Source organism: Ruegeria sp. AH3, from assembly GCF_056536265.1.
Genome location: NZ_JBQFJL010000002.1, coordinates 198,348 through 220,952, shown reverse-complemented (window position 1 = coordinate 220,952; position 22,605 = coordinate 198,348). Strand labels below are relative to the sequence as shown.

At 56.8% G+C, this 22,605-nt stretch carries 22 protein-coding genes; 17 read left to right on the top strand and 5 right to left on the bottom strand.

Annotated elements, in window-relative coordinates:
• Nucleotide 1 precedes the first annotated feature (1 nt).
• From ACR3EM_RS18610 to ACR3EM_RS18595, 4 genes are all read left to right on the top strand, one after another.
• Nucleotides 2–439, top strand: a complete 438-nt coding sequence (locus ACR3EM_RS18610; RefSeq protein WP_480472130.1) for a DUF6691 family protein — start codon at nucleotides 2–4, stop codon at nucleotides 437–439.
• Nucleotides 440–462: 23 nt separating this feature from the next.
• Complete coding sequence (locus tag ACR3EM_RS18605; protein ID WP_480472129.1) at nucleotides 463–1,347, top strand: MBL fold metallo-hydrolase; 885 nt, start codon at nucleotides 463–465, stop codon at nucleotides 1,345–1,347.
• 21 nt (nucleotides 1,348–1,368) lie between these two features.
• Nucleotides 1,369–3,048: a bifunctional protein tyrosine phosphatase family protein/NAD(P)/FAD-dependent oxidoreductase gene (locus ACR3EM_RS18600; RefSeq protein WP_480472128.1), complete on the top strand. Its 1,680-nt coding sequence runs from the start codon at nucleotides 1,369–1,371 to the stop codon at nucleotides 3,046–3,048.
• A 97-nt stretch (nucleotides 3,049–3,145) separates the two neighbouring features.
• A complete protein-coding gene (locus tag ACR3EM_RS18595; protein ID WP_480472127.1) occupies nucleotides 3,146–4,858 on the top strand; it encodes a SulP family inorganic anion transporter in 1,713 nt (570 codons plus the stop codon).
• 202 nt (nucleotides 4,859–5,060) lie between these two features.
• Here the strand turns inward: ACR3EM_RS18595 and ACR3EM_RS18590 are convergent, their stop codons facing one another.
• On the bottom strand, nucleotides 5,061–5,201 hold the full coding sequence (locus tag ACR3EM_RS18590) for a hypothetical protein (RefSeq protein WP_480472126.1): 141 nt from the start codon (nucleotides 5,199–5,201) through the stop codon (nucleotides 5,061–5,063).
• A gap of 397 nt (nucleotides 5,202–5,598) precedes the next feature.
• On the opposite strand from ACR3EM_RS18590, the gene dctP reads away from it, so the two are divergent.
• From dctP to ACR3EM_RS18540, 10 genes are all read left to right on the top strand, one after another.
• The gene (gene dctP, locus ACR3EM_RS18585; protein ID WP_480472125.1) at nucleotides 5,599–6,699 is read left to right on the top strand and encodes a TRAP transporter substrate-binding protein DctP; all 1,101 of its coding nucleotides are present in this window, start codon (nucleotides 5,599–5,601) and stop codon (nucleotides 6,697–6,699) included.
• 75 nt (nucleotides 6,700–6,774) lie between these two features.
• Entirely contained in the window at nucleotides 6,775–8,106 is a 1,332-nt protein-coding gene (locus tag ACR3EM_RS18580) for a TRAP transporter small permease subunit (protein ID WP_480472124.1), read from the top strand.
• A 3-nt stretch (nucleotides 8,107–8,109) separates the two neighbouring features.
• Nucleotides 8,110–9,465 carry a TRAP transporter large permease gene (locus ACR3EM_RS18575; RefSeq protein WP_480472123.1) on the top strand — a complete coding sequence of 452 codons (1,356 nt, stop codon included), beginning with the start codon at nucleotides 8,110–8,112 and terminating at the stop codon, nucleotides 9,463–9,465.
• Between the two features lie 390 nt (nucleotides 9,466–9,855).
• Complete coding sequence (locus tag ACR3EM_RS18570) at nucleotides 9,856–10,842, top strand: CmcJ/NvfI family oxidoreductase (protein WP_480472122.1); 987 nt, start codon at nucleotides 9,856–9,858, stop codon at nucleotides 10,840–10,842.
• Between the two features lie 30 nt (nucleotides 10,843–10,872).
• Nucleotides 10,873–11,601, top strand: coding sequence for an SDR family NAD(P)-dependent oxidoreductase (locus ACR3EM_RS18565; protein WP_480472121.1), 729 nt, complete (start codon nucleotides 10,873–10,875; stop codon nucleotides 11,599–11,601).
• Between the two features lie 67 nt (nucleotides 11,602–11,668).
• On the top strand, nucleotides 11,669–12,574 hold the full coding sequence (locus ACR3EM_RS18560) for a LysR substrate-binding domain-containing protein (protein WP_480472120.1): 906 nt from the start codon (nucleotides 11,669–11,671) through the stop codon (nucleotides 12,572–12,574).
• Between the two features lie 89 nt (nucleotides 12,575–12,663).
• Complete coding sequence (locus ACR3EM_RS18555) at nucleotides 12,664–13,845, top strand: CaiB/BaiF CoA transferase family protein (RefSeq protein WP_480472119.1); 1,182 nt, start codon at nucleotides 12,664–12,666, stop codon at nucleotides 13,843–13,845.
• Nucleotides 13,842–14,552 (top strand): glutathione S-transferase family protein, encoded by a 711-nt coding sequence (locus ACR3EM_RS18550; RefSeq protein WP_480472118.1) that lies wholly within the window; start codon nucleotides 13,842–13,844, stop codon nucleotides 14,550–14,552. Before ACR3EM_RS18555 ends, ACR3EM_RS18550 begins: the two co-directional genes overlap by 4 nt.
• Nucleotides 14,553–14,571: 19 nt before the next feature.
• Nucleotides 14,572–15,030, top strand: coding sequence for a GFA family protein (locus ACR3EM_RS18545; RefSeq protein ID WP_480472117.1), 459 nt, complete (start codon nucleotides 14,572–14,574; stop codon nucleotides 15,028–15,030).
• Between the two features lie 72 nt (nucleotides 15,031–15,102).
• Nucleotides 15,103–16,011 (top strand): carbon-nitrogen hydrolase family protein, encoded by a 909-nt coding sequence (locus ACR3EM_RS18540; protein ID WP_480472116.1) that lies wholly within the window; start codon nucleotides 15,103–15,105, stop codon nucleotides 16,009–16,011.
• Between the two features lie 3 nt (nucleotides 16,012–16,014).
• On the opposite strand, the gene nrtS is transcribed toward ACR3EM_RS18540, so the two are convergent.
• From nrtS to ACR3EM_RS18520, 4 genes are all read right to left on the bottom strand, one after another.
• Nucleotides 16,015–16,200 carry a nitrate/nitrite transporter NrtS gene (gene nrtS, locus ACR3EM_RS18535; RefSeq protein ID WP_480472115.1) on the bottom strand — a complete coding sequence of 62 codons (186 nt, stop codon included), beginning with the start codon at nucleotides 16,198–16,200 and terminating at the stop codon, nucleotides 16,015–16,017.
• Nucleotides 16,201–16,582: 382 nt separating this feature from the next.
• Entirely contained in the window at nucleotides 16,583–18,013 is a 1,431-nt protein-coding gene (locus ACR3EM_RS18530; protein WP_480472114.1) for an NAD-dependent succinate-semialdehyde dehydrogenase, read from the bottom strand.
• Nucleotides 18,014–18,109: 96 nt separating this feature from the next.
• The gene (locus tag ACR3EM_RS18525; protein ID WP_480472113.1) at nucleotides 18,110–19,057 is read right to left on the bottom strand and encodes a LysR substrate-binding domain-containing protein; all 948 of its coding nucleotides are present in this window, start codon (nucleotides 19,055–19,057) and stop codon (nucleotides 18,110–18,112) included.
• Nucleotides 19,057–19,833: an aspartate dehydrogenase gene (locus ACR3EM_RS18520; protein ID WP_480472112.1), complete on the bottom strand. Its 777-nt coding sequence runs from the start codon at nucleotides 19,831–19,833 to the stop codon at nucleotides 19,057–19,059. The genes ACR3EM_RS18525 and ACR3EM_RS18520 overlap by 1 nt, the downstream gene beginning before the upstream one ends.
• A gap of 146 nt (nucleotides 19,834–19,979) precedes the next feature.
• Between ACR3EM_RS18520 and ACR3EM_RS18515 the strand changes: the two genes are divergently transcribed.
• The 3 genes from ACR3EM_RS18515 to ACR3EM_RS18505 all read left to right on the top strand — a co-directional run bounded on the left by ACR3EM_RS18515 (nucleotide 19,980) and on the right by ACR3EM_RS18505 (nucleotide 22,565).
• A complete protein-coding gene (locus ACR3EM_RS18515) occupies nucleotides 19,980–20,933 on the top strand; it encodes a dihydrodipicolinate synthase family protein (protein WP_480472111.1) in 954 nt (317 codons plus the stop codon).
• A gap of 87 nt (nucleotides 20,934–21,020) precedes the next feature.
• Entirely contained in the window at nucleotides 21,021–21,563 is a 543-nt protein-coding gene (locus tag ACR3EM_RS18510) for a 3-hydroxyanthranilate 3,4-dioxygenase (protein ID WP_480472110.1), read from the top strand.
• A gap of 27 nt (nucleotides 21,564–21,590) precedes the next feature.
• The gene (locus ACR3EM_RS18505; RefSeq protein WP_480472109.1) at nucleotides 21,591–22,565 is read left to right on the top strand and encodes a TRAP transporter substrate-binding protein; all 975 of its coding nucleotides are present in this window, start codon (nucleotides 21,591–21,593) and stop codon (nucleotides 22,563–22,565) included.
• The last annotated feature ends 40 nt before the right edge of the window (nucleotides 22,566–22,605 follow it).

The following is a 22,605-nucleotide window of genomic DNA, read 5'->3' as shown; positions in this document are numbered from 1 at the left end:
CATGAAGCTGATCGCAATCTATGTGACGGGTCTGATCTTCGGCGTCGGCATCTCGCTTTCGGGCATGGCAAACCCGGCTAAGGTTCTAAATTTCTTTGATGTTTTTGGTGCCTGGGATCCCTCTCTGATCTTCGTGATGGGGGGCGCCTTGGTGACGACGTTCATTGGCTACAAGCTGGTGTTTGGTCGGGCTGCACCGATGCTTGATCCCGCGTTCCACCTGCCATCGGCCACTGGGATCGATGCGAAGCTCCTCGGCGGCTCCGCTTTGTTCGGCATCGGCTGGGGCATTGCAGGGTTCTGCCCCGGTGGCGCGCTGCCCGCGCTCGGGACTGGCCGGTGGGAGGTCTTTACCTTTGTCGGTGCTCTCATTGTTGGCATCGCGGTTGCCAAGTTCCTGCAATCTGCGCTGACGCCCGATCTGCAAATCAACAATTGACGACCCTTCGGAGGAGAGAAGTTATGACCACCTATCCCGTCAACATGACCGTAAAACCTGACGTCTTTGCGTTCTTTGATCCGGCGACGAATACGATCAGCTATATCGTGAAAGATCCGAATTCCAACGCCTGTGCCATCGTCGACAGCGTCATGGACATCGACTATGCCGCAGGGCGCATCACTTTTGACCACGCGGATGAGCTGATCCGCGTGGTCACTGAAAAAGGCCTGCAACTGGAATGGATCATCGAGACCCATGTGCATGCCGACCACCTGTCCGCCGCGCCCTATATCCAGCAGAAGCTGGGCGGCAAGATCGGTGTGGGATCCAATATCACGGTTGTGCAGGACACGTTCGGCAAGGTCTTCAACGAAGGCACGGAGTTTCAACGCGACGGCTCGCAATTCGACGCCCTGTTCGAGGATGGCGATACGTACACAATCGGGACGATGCAGGCTTTTGCCATGTATACTCCCGGTCATACCCCGGCATGCATGGTGCATGTGATGGGCAACGCCGCTTTTGTCGGTGACACGCTGTTCATGCCCGATGGCGGCTCAGCACGCGCCGATTTTCCGGGGGGCAATGCAGGGGTCCTTTACGACTCAATCCAAAAGGTGCTGGCCCTGCCTGATGAAACCCGTTTGTTCATGTGCCACGACTATGGTCCGAACGGGCGCGACCTTGCATGGGAAACCAGCGTGGCTGAAGAAAAAGCCCACAATATCCATGTCGGGGGCGGCAAGACGAAAGAAGAGTTCGTCAGGTTCCGTACCGAACGTGACGCCACGCTGGCGATGCCGAACCTGATTATCCCTTCTCTGCAGGTCAACATGCGGGCCGGGGAAGTTCCAAGGGACTCGGACGGCAATCCGATGCTCAAGGTTCCGGTCAACACGCTCTAAGCGGCCAGAGGGAGGAAAGACATGGAATTCCGAACCATATCGCCCAAGTTTGCGGTCAGCCCGCAGATCACCGTTGACGACGTCAAGACAATCGCGGCGAAGGGCTTTCGCGCGATCATCTGTAACCGTCCCGATGGTGAAGGAGTTGATCAGCCGTCCTTCAAAGAGGTTGCCGCCGCCGCCGAAGCCGCGGGTATCGAGATGCGTTATGTTCCTGTGCAATCGGGCATGGTCAAGGATCAGGACGTTCAGTCATTTGGCGATGCGCTCGAAGACCTGCAGCGACCGGTTCTGGCCTATTGCCGGACCGGGACACGCTCGGCCACCTTGTGGTCGTTTCATGAGGCCAAAAAGCGTCCGATCTCGGAAATCCTGATGGCTGCCAAGGCGGCGGGGTATGACATGAACGGTGTTGCCCGTCGAATTGCCAATGGGGGCAAAACGCCGACCGATACCGGTGATGCCCATTTTCAGGTTGTGATTGTGGGTGCAGGTGCCGGTGGCATCTCGGTCGCGGCCAGCCTGAAAGCGCGGCAGCCTGATCTGGACATTGCGGTCATCGATCCGGCGGACATCCACTACTATCAACCCGGCTGGACCATGGTTGGCGGTGGTATCTTTGATGCGCAGACAACGGCGAAAACCATGGGCAGTCTGATTCCAAAAGGCGTCCACTGGATCAAAGCTGCGGTCGCCGCGTTTGAACCGCAGAACAACGCGGTTGTGCTCGATGGTTGCCGGGTGGTGAAATACGACCGGCTCGTAGTTTGTCCGGGTCTGAAGCTGGATTGGGGCAAGGTGGAAGGTCTTGAGGACACACTGGGGCGCAATGGCGTGACCTCGAACTATCGTTATGATCTTGCGCCCTATACCTGGCAGCTGGTGCAGGACATGAAACAGGGCCGTGCCATTTTCACCCAACCGCCGATGCCGATCAAATGCGCGGGAGCGCCGCAGAAAGCGATGTATCTATCAGGCGACGCCTGGTTTCGTCGCGGTGTACTTGGGGATATTGACATCCAGTTCATGAACGCGGGCGGGGTGCTGTTCGGGGTCAAGGACTATGTTCCGGCGCTAGAGCAATACGTGGAGAAATACGACGCCACGCTCAACTTCTTCCACAATCTGATGGCGATCGACGGACCGGCCAAAAAGGCGGTGTTCGAGGTGGCCAGACCGGACAGCGACGCAAGCACGATCGAGGTCGAATTCGACATGATCCATGTCTGCCCGCCACAGACCGCACCTGATTTTGTGCGGGTCTCACTACTGGCGGATGCGGCGGGCTGGGTCGATGTCGATCAGGCTACACTGCGCCACAAGAGCTATGACAACATCTGGTCGCTGGGTGATGTGATGAACGCTCCGAATGCCAAGACCGCTGCAGCGGCGCGAAAACAGGCGCCGACGGTTGCAGGCAATATCGTCGCTGACATCGCGGGTCGCTCGGCAGTGGCGCAATACGATGGCTATGGGTCATGCCCGCTGACGGTGGAACGTGGAAAGATCGTGTTGGCCGAGTTCGGCTATGGTGGTGCTTTGAAACCCAGCTTTCCGCGTTTCTTGATCGACGGGACAAAGCCCACTCGCATGGCGTGGTTTCTGAAAGAAAGCCTGCTGCCGCCGATCTATTGGAAGGCAATGCTGCGCGGCAAGGAATGGATGGCGCGGCCGGAAAAGCTGAATGTTGCAACGGAATAATCGATGGGTCTGTCTGCGTAATTTCCCCCGTTTCAATGCGTAGCGACGCGCGGGCGGCGCCGTGGGCGTCGCCCGCCATCCAGATTGAAAGAGCAAGATGAAAGATCGACTTCGCCGATATGTCCCTGTTCTGGGCTGGGCGCGCAGCTATACGCGCGGCGCGTTTTCAAACGATCTGATCGCGGCGCTGATCGTGACGATCATGTTGATTCCGCAATCGCTGGCCTATGCTCTGTTGGCGGGGCTGCCTCCCGAAGCCGGCATCTATGCGTCCATTCTGCCAATTGTGCTTTACTCCATCTTTGGCACTAGCCGCGCGCTGGCCGTCGGGCCGGTGGCGGTGGTGTCGCTGTTGACGGCCACGGCCATTGGGCAGGTCGCTGAACAGGGCACGGCAGGCTATGCAGTCGCAGCCCTGACACTGGCCTTCTTGTCCGGCGCTTTTCTTGTGTTGATGGGTGTTCTGCGTCTGGGTTTTCTAGCCAACTTCCTCAGCCATCCGGTGATTGCCGGATTCATCACGGCCTCGGGGGTATTGATCGCGACCAGTCAGGTGAAACACATACTGGGTGTCAACGCACATGGGCACACGCTGCCTGAAATGGTCGGGTCAATATTTGCGCATCTGCCCCAGATCAATTGGATTACATTGGCAATTGGCGTGATTACGACCGGTTTTCTGTTCTGGGTACGCAGGCATCTTAAGTCATCTCTGCAGCGCCTTGGAGCCGGGCCAGTTCTGGCCGACGTTCTGACTAAAGCCGGGCCCGTGGCTGCCGTAGTTGCTACAACGGTTGCCGTTTGGGGCTTTGATCTGAACGCGCAGGGTGTGCAGATTGTGGGGGCTGTGCCGCAAAGCTTACCTCCGCTGACATTGCCCAGCTTTTCATCAGATCTGATCGAAGCGCTTGTGATTCCAGCGATCCTCATCTCTATCATCGGCTTTGTCGAAAGTGTCTCAGTCGCACAGACGCTGGCGGCGAAAAAGCGTCAACGTATTGACCCGGATCAGGAACTGATCGGTTTGGGTGCAGCCAACCTCGGGGCCGCGTTCACCGGAGGGTATCCGGTTACGGGTGGCTTTGCGCGTTCGGTGGTCAACTTCGATGCAGGGGCTGAAACCCCGGCTGCGGGGGCCTTTACCGCCATCGGCCTTGCCATCGCTGCGGTTGCGCTAACCCCTTTGGTCTACTACCTGCCCAAAGCCACACTGGCGGCGACGATTATCGTTGCCGTGCTCAGTCTTGTGGATCTATCGATCCTGAAAAAGACTTGGGATTACTCCTGCGCCGATTTCACGGCAGTTTCCGCAACTATTCTTCTGACGTTGGGCTTGGGCGTTGAAGTCGGAGTGGCGTCCGGAGTGGCGATCTCGGTTTTGCTGCACCTTTACAAAACCTCCCGCCCGCATGTGGCCGAAGTCGGTCTTGTCCCCGGAACCCAACATTTCAGGAACATCCAGCGTCATGATGTGGAAACCGTGCCTTCGCTTGTAACGCTGCGCGTTGATGAAAGCCTGTATTTTGTAAATGCACGTTTTCTGGAGACCTTCGTTCAGAACCGCGTGACCGATGGTGGTGCCGTTCGGAACGTGGTGCTGATGTTTTCTGCAGTGAATGAGGTCGATTTTTCTGCCCTCGAAAGCCTTGAGGCGATAAACCATCGGCTGACCGACATGGGGGTCGGTCTACACTTGTCCGAAGTCAAGGGACCCGTCATGGACAGATTGAACCGCACGCATTTCCCTGAGGTTCTAAATGGTCAAATCTTCCTGTCTCAATACGAGGCTTGGTTCAGCTTGAGAGCTTAAAGTACACCAAAAAGTCGAGCACAGTCAGTGTGGCACCGGACACCCAATGTGCGTGTGACGAGGATACGCAACAGATCTCGTGACCCGGTCTCCTAATATCAGGCCATAGTGTTCCGCCGTGACGATGGCGCAGTAGAGATACATCTATTCGCCGTAGCAAGGTTTCATTCATACTCCAAGATTTCAGCGTTGATAGCTTCTTCTATTGCGCTCGCACTGCGATCAGCCGCGAATACTTCGTCATCCTCGTATTCAAGGTGGCGTGGTCGACCCGCACGCCGCGTTCGGACATGATCTCTTCCGAGTCGTGATAGGACACCGCGTGCCGAAGATAGAAGAACATGGCATACAAAACTAAATCCTATTGAAAGTGGCAGCCTTTAAAAAAACGAAACTATGACCCGTCCGAAACTATTTATTCTAAGCAAATGCTACAACGGGCAACCGCGTTAATCTGAACCAAGAGATTGCGACGCAACTGAAGATTTTCCATTTTCGCAAATCAGCCCCGTGCTTTGGAACGGTACGCTCTGCATGAAGTTGTTAGGGGTTCTTTCGGGGCCTCCGACACAGCTGGCTGTGGTCCCATGGGTAAATGTGCAGCGACGTGGAAATTCACGGAAAGGTGAGGAAATCAACAATTGGAAAAAAAATATTACCAATTTAAAAAACTCAGACTATCTTGCGCCTGCATCGGCATGGCCTCGCACGGGCATGACGATGATCAAAGGGAGGAACACATGACCAAGAAGCTCATTACACGCCGCAGCGCATTCAAGACGATTGCTGGTGCAGGCGCGGCGTCTCTGGCGGCCCCTCACATTGCGACGGCTGCAGGAGAAGGAACCACTTGGAAGATCCAGACATCTTGGCCCGGGGGGATCGGGCTACAGACCTTCAAAGACTGGTGCGCCACAATCGAAGAAAAAACCGGCGGGGAACTTGCTTTTCAAGCCTTTGGTGCCAATGATGTTGTGGGTGATTTCCAGCTGGCCGATGCGGTGAAAAATGGCGTTTTGGACGCCATCAATCCGTTCACCATCTATTATCAAGGCATCATCCCCGCGGCAGTGTTCCTCAGCTCTTACCCGCTGGGGCTGCGTCAGCCGCATGAGTATGACACATTCTACTATGGCCTCGGTGGCATCGACATTGCTCGCGAATTGCTGGGCGCACAGGGGCTGCATTTTGTCGGTCCGGTGCATCATGGACCGAACATCATCCACTCGAAAGTTCCGATCCGTTCGATCGATGATTTCGAAGGCCGCAAGATGCGACTGCCCGGCGGCATGGTTGCCGAAGTATTCTCGGAACTTGGTGCTGAAACCACGGTTCTACCGGGGTCGGAGATTTTCCCGGCACTGGAAAAGGGCACCATCGACGTGGCCGACTTTGTTGGTCCTGCAGTGAACCATGCATTGGGTTTCAGCCAAGTGACCGATTACATCGTAATGGGACCGCCGGGCTTTATGTCGGTGTACCAGCCGGTCGACCTCATGGATATCACCGTCGGCAAGGCCGCATGGGACAAGCTAAGCCCGCAGATGCAGGAATTTGTCGAGATGGAAACCCATGTCTATTCCGATCTGCACCACGCCGCGATTCAGGCCGCCGATCAGGAAGCCTGGAAAAAATTCGAGGCCGAAGGCACCGAGATCACCCGCCTGTCGCAGGACGATGTCGAGCTAATGACCGAGATCGCCGTGCCGATCTGGTTCAAATACGCCAACCGCGACAAAGACGCGGCGCGGGTGTTCAAGATCCAGCTCGATTACATGATGTCCGGTTCGCTGGGCTATGTGACACCGGAGATGATCGAAGGTCAGACTCTGGACCTGTAATTCTCGGGCCACGTACCCTTCGGTCCGCGCAGGTTCTGCGCGGACCTAACTTTCCTTTGGACTTCGGAACGTAACATGCCAAGCGTCGATTTTACGCTGCCGCACTGGCTGTATTGGGTGGGTTTGGTCGCCTTTCCCGCTTTGGCCATGGTGCTGGCGCGCCGCACGCAACCTCAGACCCGCACCTATGGGCTGCCACTAGGGTATTTGATCCTGGTGACTGGTGGGATGCTGGGTCTGCATCGCTTTTATTTGCGCAATCTGCTGGGGCTCGTCTATCTGCCGGTCTTCCTCATGATCCTCTACGCCAACGGACAGGAGCGTGAGGCGCGGAACGAATTCTCCGATGCAATAAACGTGGTGCGCCAGGCCGAACGTGTGATCGAACGTGAAGCTGGCCGGGTTGAGACTGCCGAGGCTGAGCTGGATGAGCTAAGGGCTGCCGCTGAAGCCGCGCAAGACGGCACCGCTTTGCAGAAACGACGTGCCGAGCGGGCGCTGGACCGGGCGGAAAAAGCTATCAGTACCGGCCGCGAGCGTTTGGACGAAGCAAACGCCGATTTGCAAGAGGCGCAACCGCTTGCCGAAACCGCCGGCGCGACCCGCGCGATGTGGAGTTCGGTTGCGCGCTACGCCTTTTACACAATTCTGGCTTTCCTCGTTGTGGACGCCCTGTTGCTTCCCCGGCTTGTCAATCGCGCGCGGGAGAAAGCTGCAGTGGACCCCGACGAACCAGAGCTGGAAATCGACGAGGAAACCGCCGCCCGGGCAGCCGAGATGGACCCCGGTGCGCGGAAGGCCGATCATGAATATGCCGAAAACTGGATTGATCGACTGTCCTTATATGCAGGTGAATTTGTCAGCTATTGGGCGGTGATTGCGGTCTTTGTCTACTACTACGAAGTGATCGTCCGCTATGTGTTCAATGCACCGACCAACTGGGCGCATGAATCCATGTATCTGATGTTCGGCATGCAGTACCTGATCGCGGGCTCATATGCGATGCTGACCGAAAGCCACGTGCGTGTCGACATCTTCTATGCGCCGCTGTCCAAGCCCAGAAAAGCCTGGGCCGATCTGTTCACATCGATCTTCTTCTTCATCTTTGCCGGCACGTTGCTGGTGACGTCGTACATCTTTGCGATGGACGCAATCGCAGTGCCTACCGGCAATTCAGTTGTCTCGGAATGGGCGCGCGGCAATCTCGGCTTCTTCGAGATGTTCGGGGCGCTGACTTTTGGCGACTGGACGGATCCGAATGTCCGCTGGGGTGAGATCAGCTTCAACGAATGGGAAATCCCTCTCTGGCCGATGAAGTGGATGATGGTTGTGGGCGCGATCCTGTTGATTTTGCAAGGGGTGTCGAAACTGTCCAAAGACATCCGAACTATTGCACGGGGGTTCTGACCGATGGGTCTGGAAATGTCCATCGAGCTGCTGACGCTCGTAATGTTCGGGTCGTTGCTGGCCCTGCTGATGGCCGGTTTGCCGCTGGCCTTTGTGACCGGGGGGCTGGCTTGCGTCTTCTTGTTCCTTTTGGGAGACGCACGAGCCCTGAATATCGTGCCCAGCCGGATCTTCCCGCTGATGACGAATTATCAGCTGTCGGCGATCCCGCTATTCATCTTCATGGCTGCGATGCTGGAAAGGGCAGGGATCATCAACGACATGTTCGATGTGATCTACAAGGTTCTCGGCGGGCTCAAGGGCGGACTGGCGGCGGCGACCATTCTGGCCTCGACCGTGCTGGCGGCGATGGTCGGCGTGATCGGTGCGGCGGTTGTAACGATGGGAATCATCGCGCTGCCAGCAATGTTGAAGCGCAACTATGACCCAAAGATCGCTATGGGTTCGATCATGGCTGGGGGCACTCTGGGCATTTTGATCCCGCCATCGATCCTTGCCATCATCTATGCAGTTGTTGCTGAGCAATCTGTAGGCGAGCTGTTCATCGGCGCGGTGGTGCCCGGGCTGATGCTCTCGGGGATGTATATCCTCTATGTTGTGGTCCGGTCCTATATCAATCCGGTGCTGGGACCGCCGATCCCCGAAGATGAGCGGATCTCAAATCGCGAAAAACTGCGCCTGCTAAGCAAGATGTCAGCTCCAATCGCATTGATCGTCATCGTATTGGGGGTGATTTTCTCGGGCGTTGCCACGCCGGTTGAGGCCGCGGGCATCGGCACATTCGGTGCTTTTATCGTAGCTGCGATCCACAACAAACTGGACTGGCCCACGGTGCGTGAGGCCTGTCTGACTACGCTCAAGGCTTCGGCCATGGTGATCTGGATCATGTTTGGCGCGACCATCTTTGTGGGGCTTTACGTGCTGGAAGGTGGTCAGCAATTTGTGCAGGAGACGATGCAGAACGCTGGTCTGGGTCCGTGGGGCATTCTGATCGTCATGCAGATATTGCTGGTCGTGCTGGGCATGTTCTTGGACTGGGTTGGTATTCTGCTGCTATGCGTGCCGATCTTCGTGCCGATCATCAAGGCGCTGGGGGCCGCAGCCTTTGGTTTTGATGACCCGAATGATCTGGTTTTGTGGTTCGGGGTTCTCTACCTCGTGAACATGCAGATGAGCTTTCTGTCTCCGCCCTTCGGTTATGCACTGTTCTACTTGCGTGGAGTTGCGCCGCCATCGATTCCGATGACAGATATCTTCAAAGCTGCGCTGCCCTTCCTGTTCTTGCAGATCGTCGGTCTGGTGATCTGCATGCTATTCCCATGGGTGGTGACCTGGTTGCCAAATCTAGTTTACGGTTAGGGCTTTGTCAGATCGTTTGTCGATCATCTTGCATAGCTGTTAACAGAAGTTTCGATGGTTAATTCCTGCGCCGGATATCGAAAGGTTAGGCGCAGGTGTTGCGGCAGGAACAGATGACATTGCCAGCTTCTTTGCGCACGGGCTTTGGTCGGGCGCGGCCAGAAAGCTGTGCTTTTGCACGCATGATTTTGGAACCCTGTTTTCGCAATATGGGGCTTTCACAGATATACAATGCGTAATTTTGTTATGCATTGATTGACTCTCGGACCCTAGATTTCTTATCCTGCACAAGTGCGGACGATCATAGTTAGGACAAACCTTGCCCGCTGAGATCACCGATTACCGCACAAAATTCCGGCGCGGCCGGATGGGAAATGCGGGGACAGACGGATGAATGTGATTGTACAAACTGAGCGGATCGGAGAATTCACTTATCTCGATGCTGCGACCGAGACGTCCTTGCTGCGAAATGGCAAGGTGTACACGCGGCGCGACAACAGCGGATCAGATGATCATTGGGTTGGTGTCACCTTCGATAAACGCAAGATACCCGTACATGACGCCCGCGCATTTGATGGGGCAGGGCAGCACCGGCTGGGCCCCAATGGTTTTGAGCTGTTGCAGCAGCCGCTGGACGGCCCCGAGTTTGATTTTCTGGATAATCAGCAAGTGGTAGAGCGCTATTATCCGCAGTGTCAGGAGGTCATCCGTCAGTCCACTGGCGCACGGATCGTGGCCGCCTTTGATCACAATGTCCGTTCGGTTTCAGGTAATCGCAGCAAGCAACGTATCACAGGCGGCCAGCAGGTGCAGCCGCCGCTACATATGGTTCATGGCGATTACACCATGACCAGCGCCCCGCAACGGTTGTGTGATCTGACCCGACCACCGACCAGCAATGATACCTACCGCTTCACGCTGGCGGACGGGGCGGCGTTGCTCGACAAGGATGCAGTGGATCAGGCGATTGGCGCAGGACGGTACGCCATCATCAATCTGTGGCGTAGCATCGCCAGTGAGCCAGTGATGACCAACCCACTGGCGTTGTGCGACGCGGCATTGGTCTGCCCCGAGGATCTGGTGGTGTTTGAAATCAACTATGCGGACCGGATCGGCGAAAACTACTATGCCAAATATTCGGATCAGCACCAATGGCTGTTCTATCCCGAAATGACGCGGGATGAGGCGCTGTTGATCAAACAATGGGATTCAGCGGGGGAACTGTCGCGTTCTAAAGGGGCCCGGGCCGATAGCTCTCGACCGGATGGCGGCTCAACGTTCAGCTTCCACAGTGCCTTTGCCGATCCGTCGGTCGGAGACGACGCCCCGGACCGTTGGAGCATCGAGGTCCGCTGTGCTGTTCTCTACGATGTATAACCCCCGAAAAACCGCGAATTGAGAGATGCTATGTCGACTGTCTGTGCAATCGTTGGTGCCGGAGAGGGTCTGGGTACAGCTTTGGCGCGCAAATTCTGTAGTGAAGGAATGGATATCGCGCTGATATCGCGCACCGAAGAGGGAAGCGCCGCTGCCAAAGCCGCCGCTCTGGCAGCGCGGCCCGAGGCGCAGGTGAAGTATTACTGCGCTGACGCCACTGACCCCACGACATTGGAATATGCCTTGTTCGTCGCTGCCAGCGAATTGGGTCGGATTGATCTGCTGATCTACAACGTGCGGGATGCCTTTACCGCCATTGACCCGCTGGACATGACCTATGAGGCGCTAGAGGCAACCTTGCGGCTTGAAGTTGTCGGTGCTTTTGCAGCGGCAAAAACGGTCATGCCCGCGATGCGGGAGCGGGGCCAGGGCAGCGTGTTTTTCTCAAGCTCGACCGCCGCGTTCCGGGGATCAGGCAAGATGCCGCTTTATGCAATCGGAAAATTCGGTTTACGGGCGCTGTCGCAAAGTCTGGCACGCGCCTATGCCAAGGACGGTATTCATATCGTACATGTGCGTCTGGACTGTGATCTGGATGTACCGGTGATGCATGAACGCTATGGCGACCGCTATGACCCCGAGAAGCTGGCACAGCCGGATGACGTGGCGCTCAGCTATTGGCACACATATCTGCAGCCACGCTCCGCCTGGAGCAATGAGATCGAGTTGCGTCCTTATTCCGAAACCTGGACGTTCTGAGCGCCTGCGCTCATCTTTCGGGCCGGTCCTGCGCTACGGCTGGGCAGTAGGAGGGGGTGCAACCACCATGTCTGATGACCGAAAATCCGTCGACCGTGATCGCTTTCCACCATTTGGTGGACTCAAGGCGTTTTTTGAGGTGGCATTGGTGGGCAACACCGTGCGCGCAGCCGAACGCCTAGGTATATCGCCTTCGTCGATCAGCCATCAGCTCAAGGCGTTGGAGGCAGAGCTGGGCGTACGGCTGATCGAAAACCGCAAGGGTAAGCTGTATCTGCTGGCTGAAGGGGTCCGTTATTTCGACCGGATCAAGCAGCCGATGCTTGAGATTCTGCGCGCGACCGAAGCGGTTCGTTCCGCCCCCGGGCGCAAGCGGGTGTCGCTGACCCTGACACCTTCGTTTGCCGCCGGATGGCTGATGCCTCGGCTGCTGGATCTGGATAGAAAACACCCGGATCTTGAGATCAACCTGATCACCACCACGCGCGTTGTCGATCTGCTGCGGGAAAATATCGATCTGGCAATCCGGCGCGGATCAGGCGTGTGGGACGGATACATCGTCAAACCGTTGCTGGCCGAGGCCATCGTTCCGGTTATGTCCCCCGTGCTTTGGGACTCACTACAATGTGAAACGCTTTCAGAAGCTTTTCAGAAGGCACGGATACTGGTCAATACCACGGTCGAGGGCGAGTGGGATACATGGTGCGCCACGCGGGATCTGACGCCACCAGACCCGGAGCGGTTCTATGATCTGGAAACCTATGAACTGACTATTCAGGCGGCACAAGACGGGCTGGGAATAGCCTTGGGACGCAGGCCTTTGGTTGATCCGTTGCTGGAAACGGGTGCGCTTGTACAACCTTTCCAAACGCCCGAGATCAGCGACAGCGCATATTACATCGTGCATCGCGACACGGCGTTGAGTTCTGACGTCAAGCGCCTGCAGGACTGGCTGTTGTCGCAGGTCATGTGAATTTTATTCATATCCTTCTGAATTGTTTGCAGTACCTCGAATGCGCCGTGCTGCCTAGTCTGACGCTGGCAACAATCACGGAGTCCGCCATGGCGCAGGCCGAGACACAACAGTTCAGCGGCCCTTTGGCCGGGATACGCATCATTGATCTGACCACCGTCATTTCCGGACCGATGGCTACGATGATGCTGGCAGATCAGGGCGCGGATGTCATCAAGGTGGAACGCGCCGACGGCGATTATACCCGGCAACTGGCGACGCGACGCGGCGGGCACGCAGCCTCATTCCTGAATAACAATCGTAACAAACGCTCAATCGTTGTCGATCTCAAGAACCCCTCGGATTTGGAGGCGGTGAAACAGTTGGTGGCAACGGCAGATGTGTTCATTCAGAACTTTCGGCCCGGCGTTGCTGACCGGCTTGGGCTAGGATACGAGGCGCTGAGCGCAAAAAACCCCAGGCTGGTGCATATGTCCATCGCGGGATTTGGCTTTGATGGGCCATTGGCCGGGAAGCCAGTGTATGATCCACTGATACAAGCGGTCTCGGCCCTGACCACAGTGCAGGCGGGTTCGGACGAGGAACGTCCGCGTCTGGTGCGCACCATTTTGCCCGACAAGCTGACCGCTGTGCAGGCCAGTCAGGCCATAACTGCCGCGCTGTTGGCGCGAGAGCGGATCGGCAAGGGGCAGAAGGTGACGCTGTCAATGCTGGATACGGTGACTGCGTTCCTGTGGGCCTCGGACATGAACGGGCATACGTTCGTGGGAGACGAGATGGAGAAAGAGGAAAGCCAGTCTTTTCACGATCTGATCTATCAGGTGAAGGACGGCTATCTGAGCATCTCCATCATGCAGGACAAGCATTGGGAAGCGCTGGCTCAGGCCACCGGCCATCCGGAAATCCTAACGGACGAGCGCTTCAAAACGGCCGAAAGTCGCGAGGTTCATCGCTCCGCGCGGCTGGAGCTGACACAATCCATCGTCAGCCAGGCAGAGCGCGACATGCTGCTGACCGCTCTAGAAGCCGCCGGAGTGCCTTGCGCCCCGGTACTGACTCGGAAGGAAATGCGGACCCATCCTCAACTACAGGCGAACGGCACGCTGTTTGAATACGACCATCCCACTGCGGGGCGTTTGCGCCAAGCGCGTAACCCTGCAGTGTTCCACGGTACTCCGGCCAGCAATATCCGCCCGGCACCAGAACTGGGTGCACATACGGATGAGGTGCTGGTGCCGCTGATGCCGGATCGGATGGCGCGCTCGTCATGATTGATTTCTATTACGCCCCAACACCGAACGGCTGGAAGGTCGCCATTATGCTGGCAGAAGTTGGGCTGGCGCATAACACCATCCTGATGCGGCTGCCGCAAGGCGATCAGTTGCGGACCGACTTTCTGGCTATCAGTCCCAATGGCAGAATTCCGGCGATTGTCGATCATACTGCAGAACGCTCTCTACCAGTGTTCGAAAGCGGGGCTATCTTGTTGTACCTGTCGGACAAGACCGGCCTGTTCGGGGCCCGTAACCGGGTTGAGCAGAAGGAACTGACCGAGTGGATGTTCTGGCAGGCCGCCAATCAAGGGCCGATGGCAGGTCAGCTAAGCCATTTTGTAAACTACGCGCCAGATGGGCAGGACTATTCCCACAACCGCTACAAAGGTGAATACGAACACTCGCTCGCGGTGCTCGAAAACCGCCTGGAAGGGCGCGACTTCATCCTGTCGGATTATTCCATCGCGGACATGATGACGTTTCCCTGGGCCTTCATCGCCAAACCGTTAGGGGTGTCCTTGGACCAGTTCCCCAATGTGGCGGCCTGGCGTCACCGCATCAAGCAGCGCCCCGCTGTGCGCGCTGCGATCGACCTGCACAAAGACGCACAATTTTCCGAAGCAGCCAACGCGACCAACAATTCGGTTCTGTTCAACCAGTCGGCAGACCATCTGCGACGGTCGCAAGACCAGACTCCGACCTGACACAAAACAGGGCCACCAAATGCGCCTTGACCGACCGAGGGACACCCAACATGGAGACGAAGATATGCCAGAAATTTCAGGAAGCTGCCTCTGCGGGCAAGTCAGCTATAGGTCCACTGAGTCCGAGCCGAAAATGACAGCAATTTGTCATTGCCCCGATTGCCAAAAACAGACTGGTACAGGTTTCTCTGTGAATGTTCTGGTGCCGACCAGTTCAGTGGCGCTCAGCGGGTCGTCGCTTGGGCAATATGTGGTGGATGGGGCCTCGGGTTCGCCAGTGCGGCGTAATTTCTGCACCAATTGCGGATCGCCTCTGTCCACCGAACTGGACGCGTTCGACCACCTGTCTGCGATCAAGGCGGGAACGTTGAACGACAGTTCGTGGGTGCAGCCTACAGTTCAGATCTGGTGCGACTCGTCTCAGACATGGTCGGTGCTGGATGATGCGCTGCCGCAGGTCGCGAAAAATCCCGGCTGACCCTATAGTGATCGAAGGCGGTTATAACGATGGCCATCTTCGATGCTTAAGGCAAATAAAAGGAAAAACACCTTGAAACTTGCAGCAGTTCAGGCCGCACCGGTCTTTCTGGACCCGGCCGCCACCACCCAAAAGGCGCTTGCCCTGCTGCAAGAGGCCGCTTCGAACGGGGCGAAGACCGTCGTCTTCCCCGAGGTTTTCCTGTCGGGCTACCCGGTGTGGCTGCGCGCGCCTGAGGTGGCCCATAACGACGCGCTTCTGAAAATCGGTCATGTTGCCTATCTGAAATCCGCCATTTCGACCGACGGCCCCGAAGTCACGTCCCTCGTGGACGCAGCCCGGCGATTGGGTGTGTTCGTTTATGTGGGTATCGTTGAACGGACCGGCTCGGGCGGCTCGGTCTATGCTGCACTGGTGGCAATCCATCCCGAACAGGGCGTCGTCAGTGTGCATCGCAAGCTCAAACCAACCTTCCATGAACGGCTGATCTGGGCCGATGGAGATGGGCATGGGCTGCAAGTGCATGATTGGCAAGGGCTGAAATTCGGAGGTTTGAACTGCTATGAGAACTGGCAGCCGCTGGCGCGTCAGGCGCTGTACGATCAGGGCGAACAAGTGCATATCGCCACTTGGCCAGGAGATCTGGACGTGACTGAGAATATCACGCAGTTCATTGCGCTCGAGGGGCGGGTGTATTGCGTCTCGGTCTCGGGCCTGCTGCGGGTTCAGGACATTCCCGACAGTTTTCCTCTACGCGATCAAGTCATAAAAGGGCGGGATGTGATCAACGATGGCGGCTCAATGATTGCCAGGCCGGATGGTGCGTTGATTGCAGGGCCGGTGGTCGGCGAAGAGCAGATCCTCTATGCCGATATTTCTGCCGAGGCCATTTTAGGCGCGCGCCTGAAACTGGACCCCGCTGGCCACTATAGCCGCCGCGACGTGTTGAGCCTGGAGCACAATTCTCGGCGCTTGGATTGAGCGTCAAACCTGTTTAGTGAGACTGTTTTCGCGGATGGCCAGTACCGAAGAATAGGTAAACACCGAATAGGGCACGCAGTAAGTCATCATAATTTTCAGGGCCATGGTTGGATCGACATCCGCTGAAAACAACCGATCGCCATGGTTAATCGAAGCCAGCAAAGTACCGACGATCAACGCGATGCACATTGCCCGCCGTACCACCTCGCACCTGACGGCAAGCTGCAGTAACTTCGAGACTATCTCTTCGGACTTTGGTCGCTTGTTCGCTATTCTTGGTCTTCCGTTTCCAAAACCTAGCGATGGACCAGTTCAGAAGGGGAGGCTTAGCCTGTGCAGACATTTCATATCAGTCTGCCCAAGGTAAACGTCTGCTTGAAGACCGCGGTCATGACGCCGATTGGTTGAGAGAAGGCGGAAGCAGGGTAAGGCAACTGTCCGCCTTGACAAGCGTCGAGATTATGTTTGGCAGGCTCAAAGATTGGCAGCGTATGGCATCCAGATATGACAGATGTCCGAAGGTCTTTCTGGCCCCAGCCGTTGTCTATTGGCTATGTGCCCCGAACCTAGGCTAGCAAATCGAAGTTGCGTGCCAGATATTTTTGACTGACATGTAATTGTCCAGGCCTTCGGTTCCGCCTTCTCGACCATAACCACTGGACTTGACGCCACCGAAGGGTGTTTCCGGCATGGAGGCCTCCAGTGTGTTGATTGAAAGGTTGCCGACCTCGACCTCATCCACCAGCCGGTCGATATAATCGGCGCGATTGGTGAAGGCGTAGCCGGCAAGGCCATAGGGAACAGCGTTCGCTTGTTCGATGGCGTGATCCAACGAGCTGACGGGGTTGACGACTGCGACGGGGCCAAAGGGTTCTTCTTGCATGATGCGAGCATTGTCCGGCACGTTCAGCAGCACGGTGGGTTGAAAGAAGTATCCTATGTCGCCATGACGCGCGCCACCTGTGGCGACCGTGGCCCCTTTTGCGCGGGCGTCTTCGACAAGTTCGGTCAGTGCAGGGATACGGCGGTCGTTGGCGGTCGGCCCCATTTCCACACCATCGTCCATGCCATTACCGACGACGGTAGCCTGGGCGCGCTTCACAAAAGCATCGGCGTAGTCGTCGAAAATGCTCTCATGAGCAAAGAATCGAGTGGGAGATGTACAGACCTGACCGGCATTGCGCATCTTGCGCACAGCGCTGGAGGTCGCTGCCGTTTGCACATCAGTATCCTCGCAGACGATGACCGGCGCGTGGCCGCCCAATTCCATCAGCACACGCGTGTCATTCTGCGCTGCCAACGTGGTCAGATGGCGGCCCACAGAGGTTGAACCGGTGAAAGCGACGAGCCGAACAGGCTCCTGCGGGATCAGGTAAGCCGAGATGTCGGCCGGATTCCCGAAGACAAGGTTCAATACACCGGGCGGCAACCCTGCATCTTCAAAGGCTCTGGCAATGTGAATGGCGCCTGCGGGCGTTTCCTCGGCAGCCTTCAGAATCACGGAGCACCCCGAAGCCAGTGCGCCCGCGATCTTGCGTGCAGGCTGGCTCATCGGAAAGTTCCACGGAGAAAACGCAGCAACTACGCCAACGGGTTGGTGATGCACGGAAAACTTGTGACCACGGGCGGCGGGGATCACGCGGCCATAGGTCCGCATTGCCTCTCCCGCATCCCATTCGAAGAATTCCGCGCCACGGATCACCTCTAGTCGAGCCTGTTGCAAGGGTTTGCCATGCTCCAGCGTGATCGAGGTGGCGATCTCTTCCTGCCGTTCTCGCATCAGGGCGGCAGCACGCAGGATCGTATCAGCGCGGTCCCGTGGCGACGTGCGGCTCCAGAGCGCGAAACCTTTAACTGCGGCATCCAGAGCATCGTCGAGATCGCTCTGCCCGGCGCAGGGAAGGCGGCCGATTTCCTCTTCGGTGGCCGGATTGACCACCGGTATATCAGAGCGTGTCTTGCGCCACTCGCCCGCGATGAACAGCTTCATTTCTGGATACATGGACAGCCGCCTTTTGATTGACTGAACATTAGATCACCCGCCATGGGCATTCGCCTCAAGTGAATTGGATGAATACTGATATCAGAATGAGGAATATCAGCCCTGCCTCATTTGCGCCGCCAAGTGGAGCGCCGCCTTGAACGCCCGCCCCGCCGGGGACAAGTCATCATCGGCGCGCAACGAAACGCCGATTGGTCCATGACCGAAGGGGACCGTCCAGTCCAGCTCTACCAAATGGTCATTTTCGATGTCGTGGGCGACAACTTCGGCTGGCATCAGCCCGATCAGATCGCGCGACTGTAACAGGGTGCGGTTGGTCAGGTAAGACACGCTTTCGATCGAGACCGTAGGCACATATTGCTGTTGCCCGGTAAAGAAATGATCGACCTGCCGCCGCAATGTGGTTTCCAGCGGCGGCAGGACCCAGCCAAAAGGCTTGGTCTGGGCAAAGCTGACCTCAGCATTGCCCGCCAGAGGATGCGTTGGCCCGACTACGGCCAGAATGCGATCATCAAAAAGTTTTTCCTGCCTGATCTTGTCGCGATGACGGTGCGATGGAAGGCGCCCGACCACCATATCGATTTCTCCTGACAGCAATCCCGGCATCAGCACCTCATTGGTGCCTTCCACCACTTTGATCGCAACCTTTGGACGTTCGGTCAAAAGAACTTCAATAGCTGATGGCAACAGACTGGCAGAGGCTGCCAGCAGAGTACCAACGACTACGCGGCCGGCATTTCCTTCGCTCAGATCATCAAGTTCCTGAGCCGCTTGCGATATCTGCGCGAAAATCAGCTTGCCATGCCGGATCAAAGTTTCGCCAAAAACAGTCGGCCCGACACCGCGATTAGTGCGGTCGAACAGTTTGACCTCGAAATCCAGTTCCAGATCCTGGATCATCTTGGTGGCGGCGGGCTGAGATATCCCCAGCGACCGGGCGGCATTCTGGATGTTTCCGTGCGTTCCAACCGCCACCAGTAAACGCAACTGCCGTAGCTTAAGCCGAGTCAGCGCGCGCTCAACGATGCGAGCATGGCGTTCCATCACAAGGTGATCCTTAGGTCGATCTGGTCAAGCTTTGCCACTACGCTCATCGCGGCCAAGGCCGAAGACCGGGGGTTGTCGGGCAGGGAATTGCCATGGATTTGAAAATGAAACTCTCCAAACGTGCCCTTTGCGGTAACTTCATGAATGTTCTGCGTAATTGACGCATCCGCGATCAGGCGAACATGCGTCTCATCAAAGCCAAGCCCGGACAATGCGACGGCAGCCGCTACATTTGCATTCTTGGGGTAATCCAGCGCCGCGGCGCGGGCACTTCCTTCGAAATGCACCTGTGCCCCTTCTGATAAACCATCAAGATCCAGCTTGTCTTCCGCCGGAGAGCCACGCCACCCCTGCGGTGGCTTGCGACTGGTATAGGTTACAGTGCTCAGCCCGCCGACATTCGCCGCGCTCAGGCAATCCAGAGCACCGATAGCTCCGCTCGCCAGATACAGTCTTGAATTTCCTTCCTTGGCTGCCTGCGTAAGCGCGGATTGGATAGCCGCGTCTGCAAGCGCCCCGAGCGATACTGTGAGCATGTTGATACCGCGCGCCAGAATGCGGGGACCATGCTCCGCCAGCGCCGCGTGCCCTGCGCAATCAATCATCAGATCCAGATCATCTGGCAACGCTTCGACCGTTGCAACCTCCAGTGTTGCGTCGGGCGCCACTCGCTCAGGCCGCAGCAAAATGGCGGTAAGTTCATGTCCGCGATCCGCAAGGGCCGCGCGGACATATCGCGCAATGGCGCCTTTTCCGATCAATCCAACCTTCATTCCATTGTCATAGGTTAATCCAAATTGCACTGGAATTGAAAAGCGTCAGATATTCATTTTTTCGATACCCACTTACCGGCTTCACCTTGGACGCCGCCCGCGCAATGCAGTTTGTTAGCGGCAGCACATTCTACAGGTAGCGGCTCATGCAATATACAAAACACGAAGCGAAGGCTTATGCCCGCGAGAACATGACGGGCATCTGGGCGGCCGCTCTGAACCCGTTCAGAGAAGACCTCTCGCTGGATGAGGAAGGCCTGCGCGCCAATATCCGGCATTGGATCGACGACCTTGGCATTCAGGGCCTGTTTATCGCGGGCAAGCAGGGGGAATTCTGGGCGATGAGCCTGGAGGAGCGCAAGCGCAATATGACCATCGCGGTTGAGGAGTGCGCCGGACAGGCCGGGACGATCATGTCGATCTCGGATCAGAACCTAAATACGGCGCTGGAGCTTGGCCGCCACGCGCAGGATTGTGGCGCGGATTATGTTGTGGTTCATGCGCCGATGCTCAGCTTTTGTCAGGAACGTGGGGAGCTGCTCTATCAGTATTATAAACGCTTCTGCGATGAACTGGACATCGGCATCGCCATGTGGAGCCATCCTGACAGCGGCTATCTAATGCAGCCCGAGGAATGCGCGCGGATCGCGGATTTACCCAACATTGTCGCGATCAAATACTCGGTTCCGCGCGAGATGTATGTGCGCCTGAGCCATATGGTTGGTGATAAGATCCATGTCTCGACATCAGCTGAACACGAATGGCTGGACAACATTCTGGAGCTCGATTGGAAGCTCTATCTGTGTTCATCCCCGCCCTATCAGTTGCAGACGGCCAATGATCAGCGCATGAATGAATACACGCGGCTGGCATTTGAAGGCAAAGCAGAAGAGGCGCGGCGCGTCTTTGACAGCCTCAACCCAGTGCGGGATGCGATGAAGCGCACCAAACCGGCCAGCAAACCCACCGCTTTTGGCAAATACTGGCAAGAACTTCTGGGGCAGCATGGCGGGCGTGTCCGGGCACCTATGTTAGAGCTGACCGAGGCAGAGAAAGAGCTTATCCGCAACGGGTTCAACGAATGCGGACTGAAGCTTTGATATAAGTAAATCAGATACCTACTTACGGACAATTTCTTTGCAGCTATGGAGATTGTCACACAGAATTTTTCGCGATGGGAGAAGGTCATGTCAAAACTGTCCGCGTTCAACTTCAAGACCTGGATTGATGAACACCGTCATCTGCTTAAGCCCCCGGTGGGCAACAAGATGGTTTTCGAAGACTCTGACATGATGGTCACGGTTGTAGGTGGCCCCAACAAGCGCACCGACTATCACGACGATCCGGTCGAGGAGTTCTTTTATCAGCTTGAGGGTGATATGCTACTCAAGCTCTATGATGGCGAAGAATTCTATGATGTGCCGATCCGCGAGGGTGAGATTTTCCTGCTGCCGCCGCATGTGCGCCATTCGCCGCAGCGTCCGCAGGAGGGCTCGGTGGGGCTGGTGATCGAACCTAAGCGTCAGCAAGGGCAGTTCGATGCAATCGAATGGTACTGCTTTGAATGTCAGCACAAAGTATTCCGAGCCGAGTTTCAGCTGCAGTCCATCGTCAAGGACCTGCCACCGGTTTACGAGAAATTCTATGCGTCGGAAGAGGACCGAACCTGCCCGAATTGTGGTACCGTGCATCCGGGCAAGGAACCTCCTGAAGGCTGGGTAAAGCTATAATAGGTCAGAAAAAAGACAGGGAAAACGATGAAACACTTCGCCAAGATTATTACCTCGGCAGCCCTCGTGGCCGCGTCATCCGTTGCCGTGAAGGCCGAAGAATTTCGACTGGGGCTGATCACTCCGCCCCCACATATCTGGACCAAGGCCGCCGAAGCCTTCGGCGCTGAGCTGGCCGACACCTCGGGTGGTGCACACAGTGTTTCCGTCTTTCCGGCCCGCCAGTTGGGCAATGAGGCCGAGATGCTGCAGCAGTTGCAAACCGGTGCGCTTGATATGGCCTTCATGACGGTCGCCGAGGTTTCGAACCGGGCGCCCGAGCTTGGAGCGTTTTATGCACCCTACCTAGCCAATGATATCGGCCATGCGGGCCGCATTCTTCGCTCAGACACGGCCAAATCCATGCTTGAACCGCTGCCCGGGCAGGTGGGGGTCGTCGGTGTCGGCTATGGCATGGCAGGTCTGCGCCAGATCGTCAGTCGTGGGGAAATCGGCTCTGCGGAGGATCTTGCCGGGCTGAAATTGCGAATCACGCCTTTCACGCCGATTCTGGATTTCTACAACGCTGTTGGTGCCGCGCCGACCCCGATGCCCCTTCCCGCAGTCTATGATGCACTGGCCAATGGTCAGGTCGATGCCATTGACATGGATGCGGAACTGATCTGGGTCCTGAAATACTATGATCACGCTGATACCATCGTGCAGTCGGATCATATGATGTTCCCGATGGTCGGCCTTGTGTCCGCCAAGGTCTGGGCCGGGCTATCAGATGAGGATCGCGCCATGATCGGCGATCTGATGGCCAAACATGTGGACAGCACCATCGACAGCTATGTCGCCAACGAAGCAGGCTGGCTGGAGCAGATCGCAGGCACGGGCAAGACCTACACCAAAGTGGATGCCTCGTTCTTTGGCGATGCGATTGACGAATGGAATGCCACCTGGTCCGAAAAAACCTCGTCGCTTGAAGCTTTGCGCGCAACGGCAGCAGAAACCGAGTAAGGTTCAATACAGGCAGTGAACTGGGCGCGAGTACGCTCGC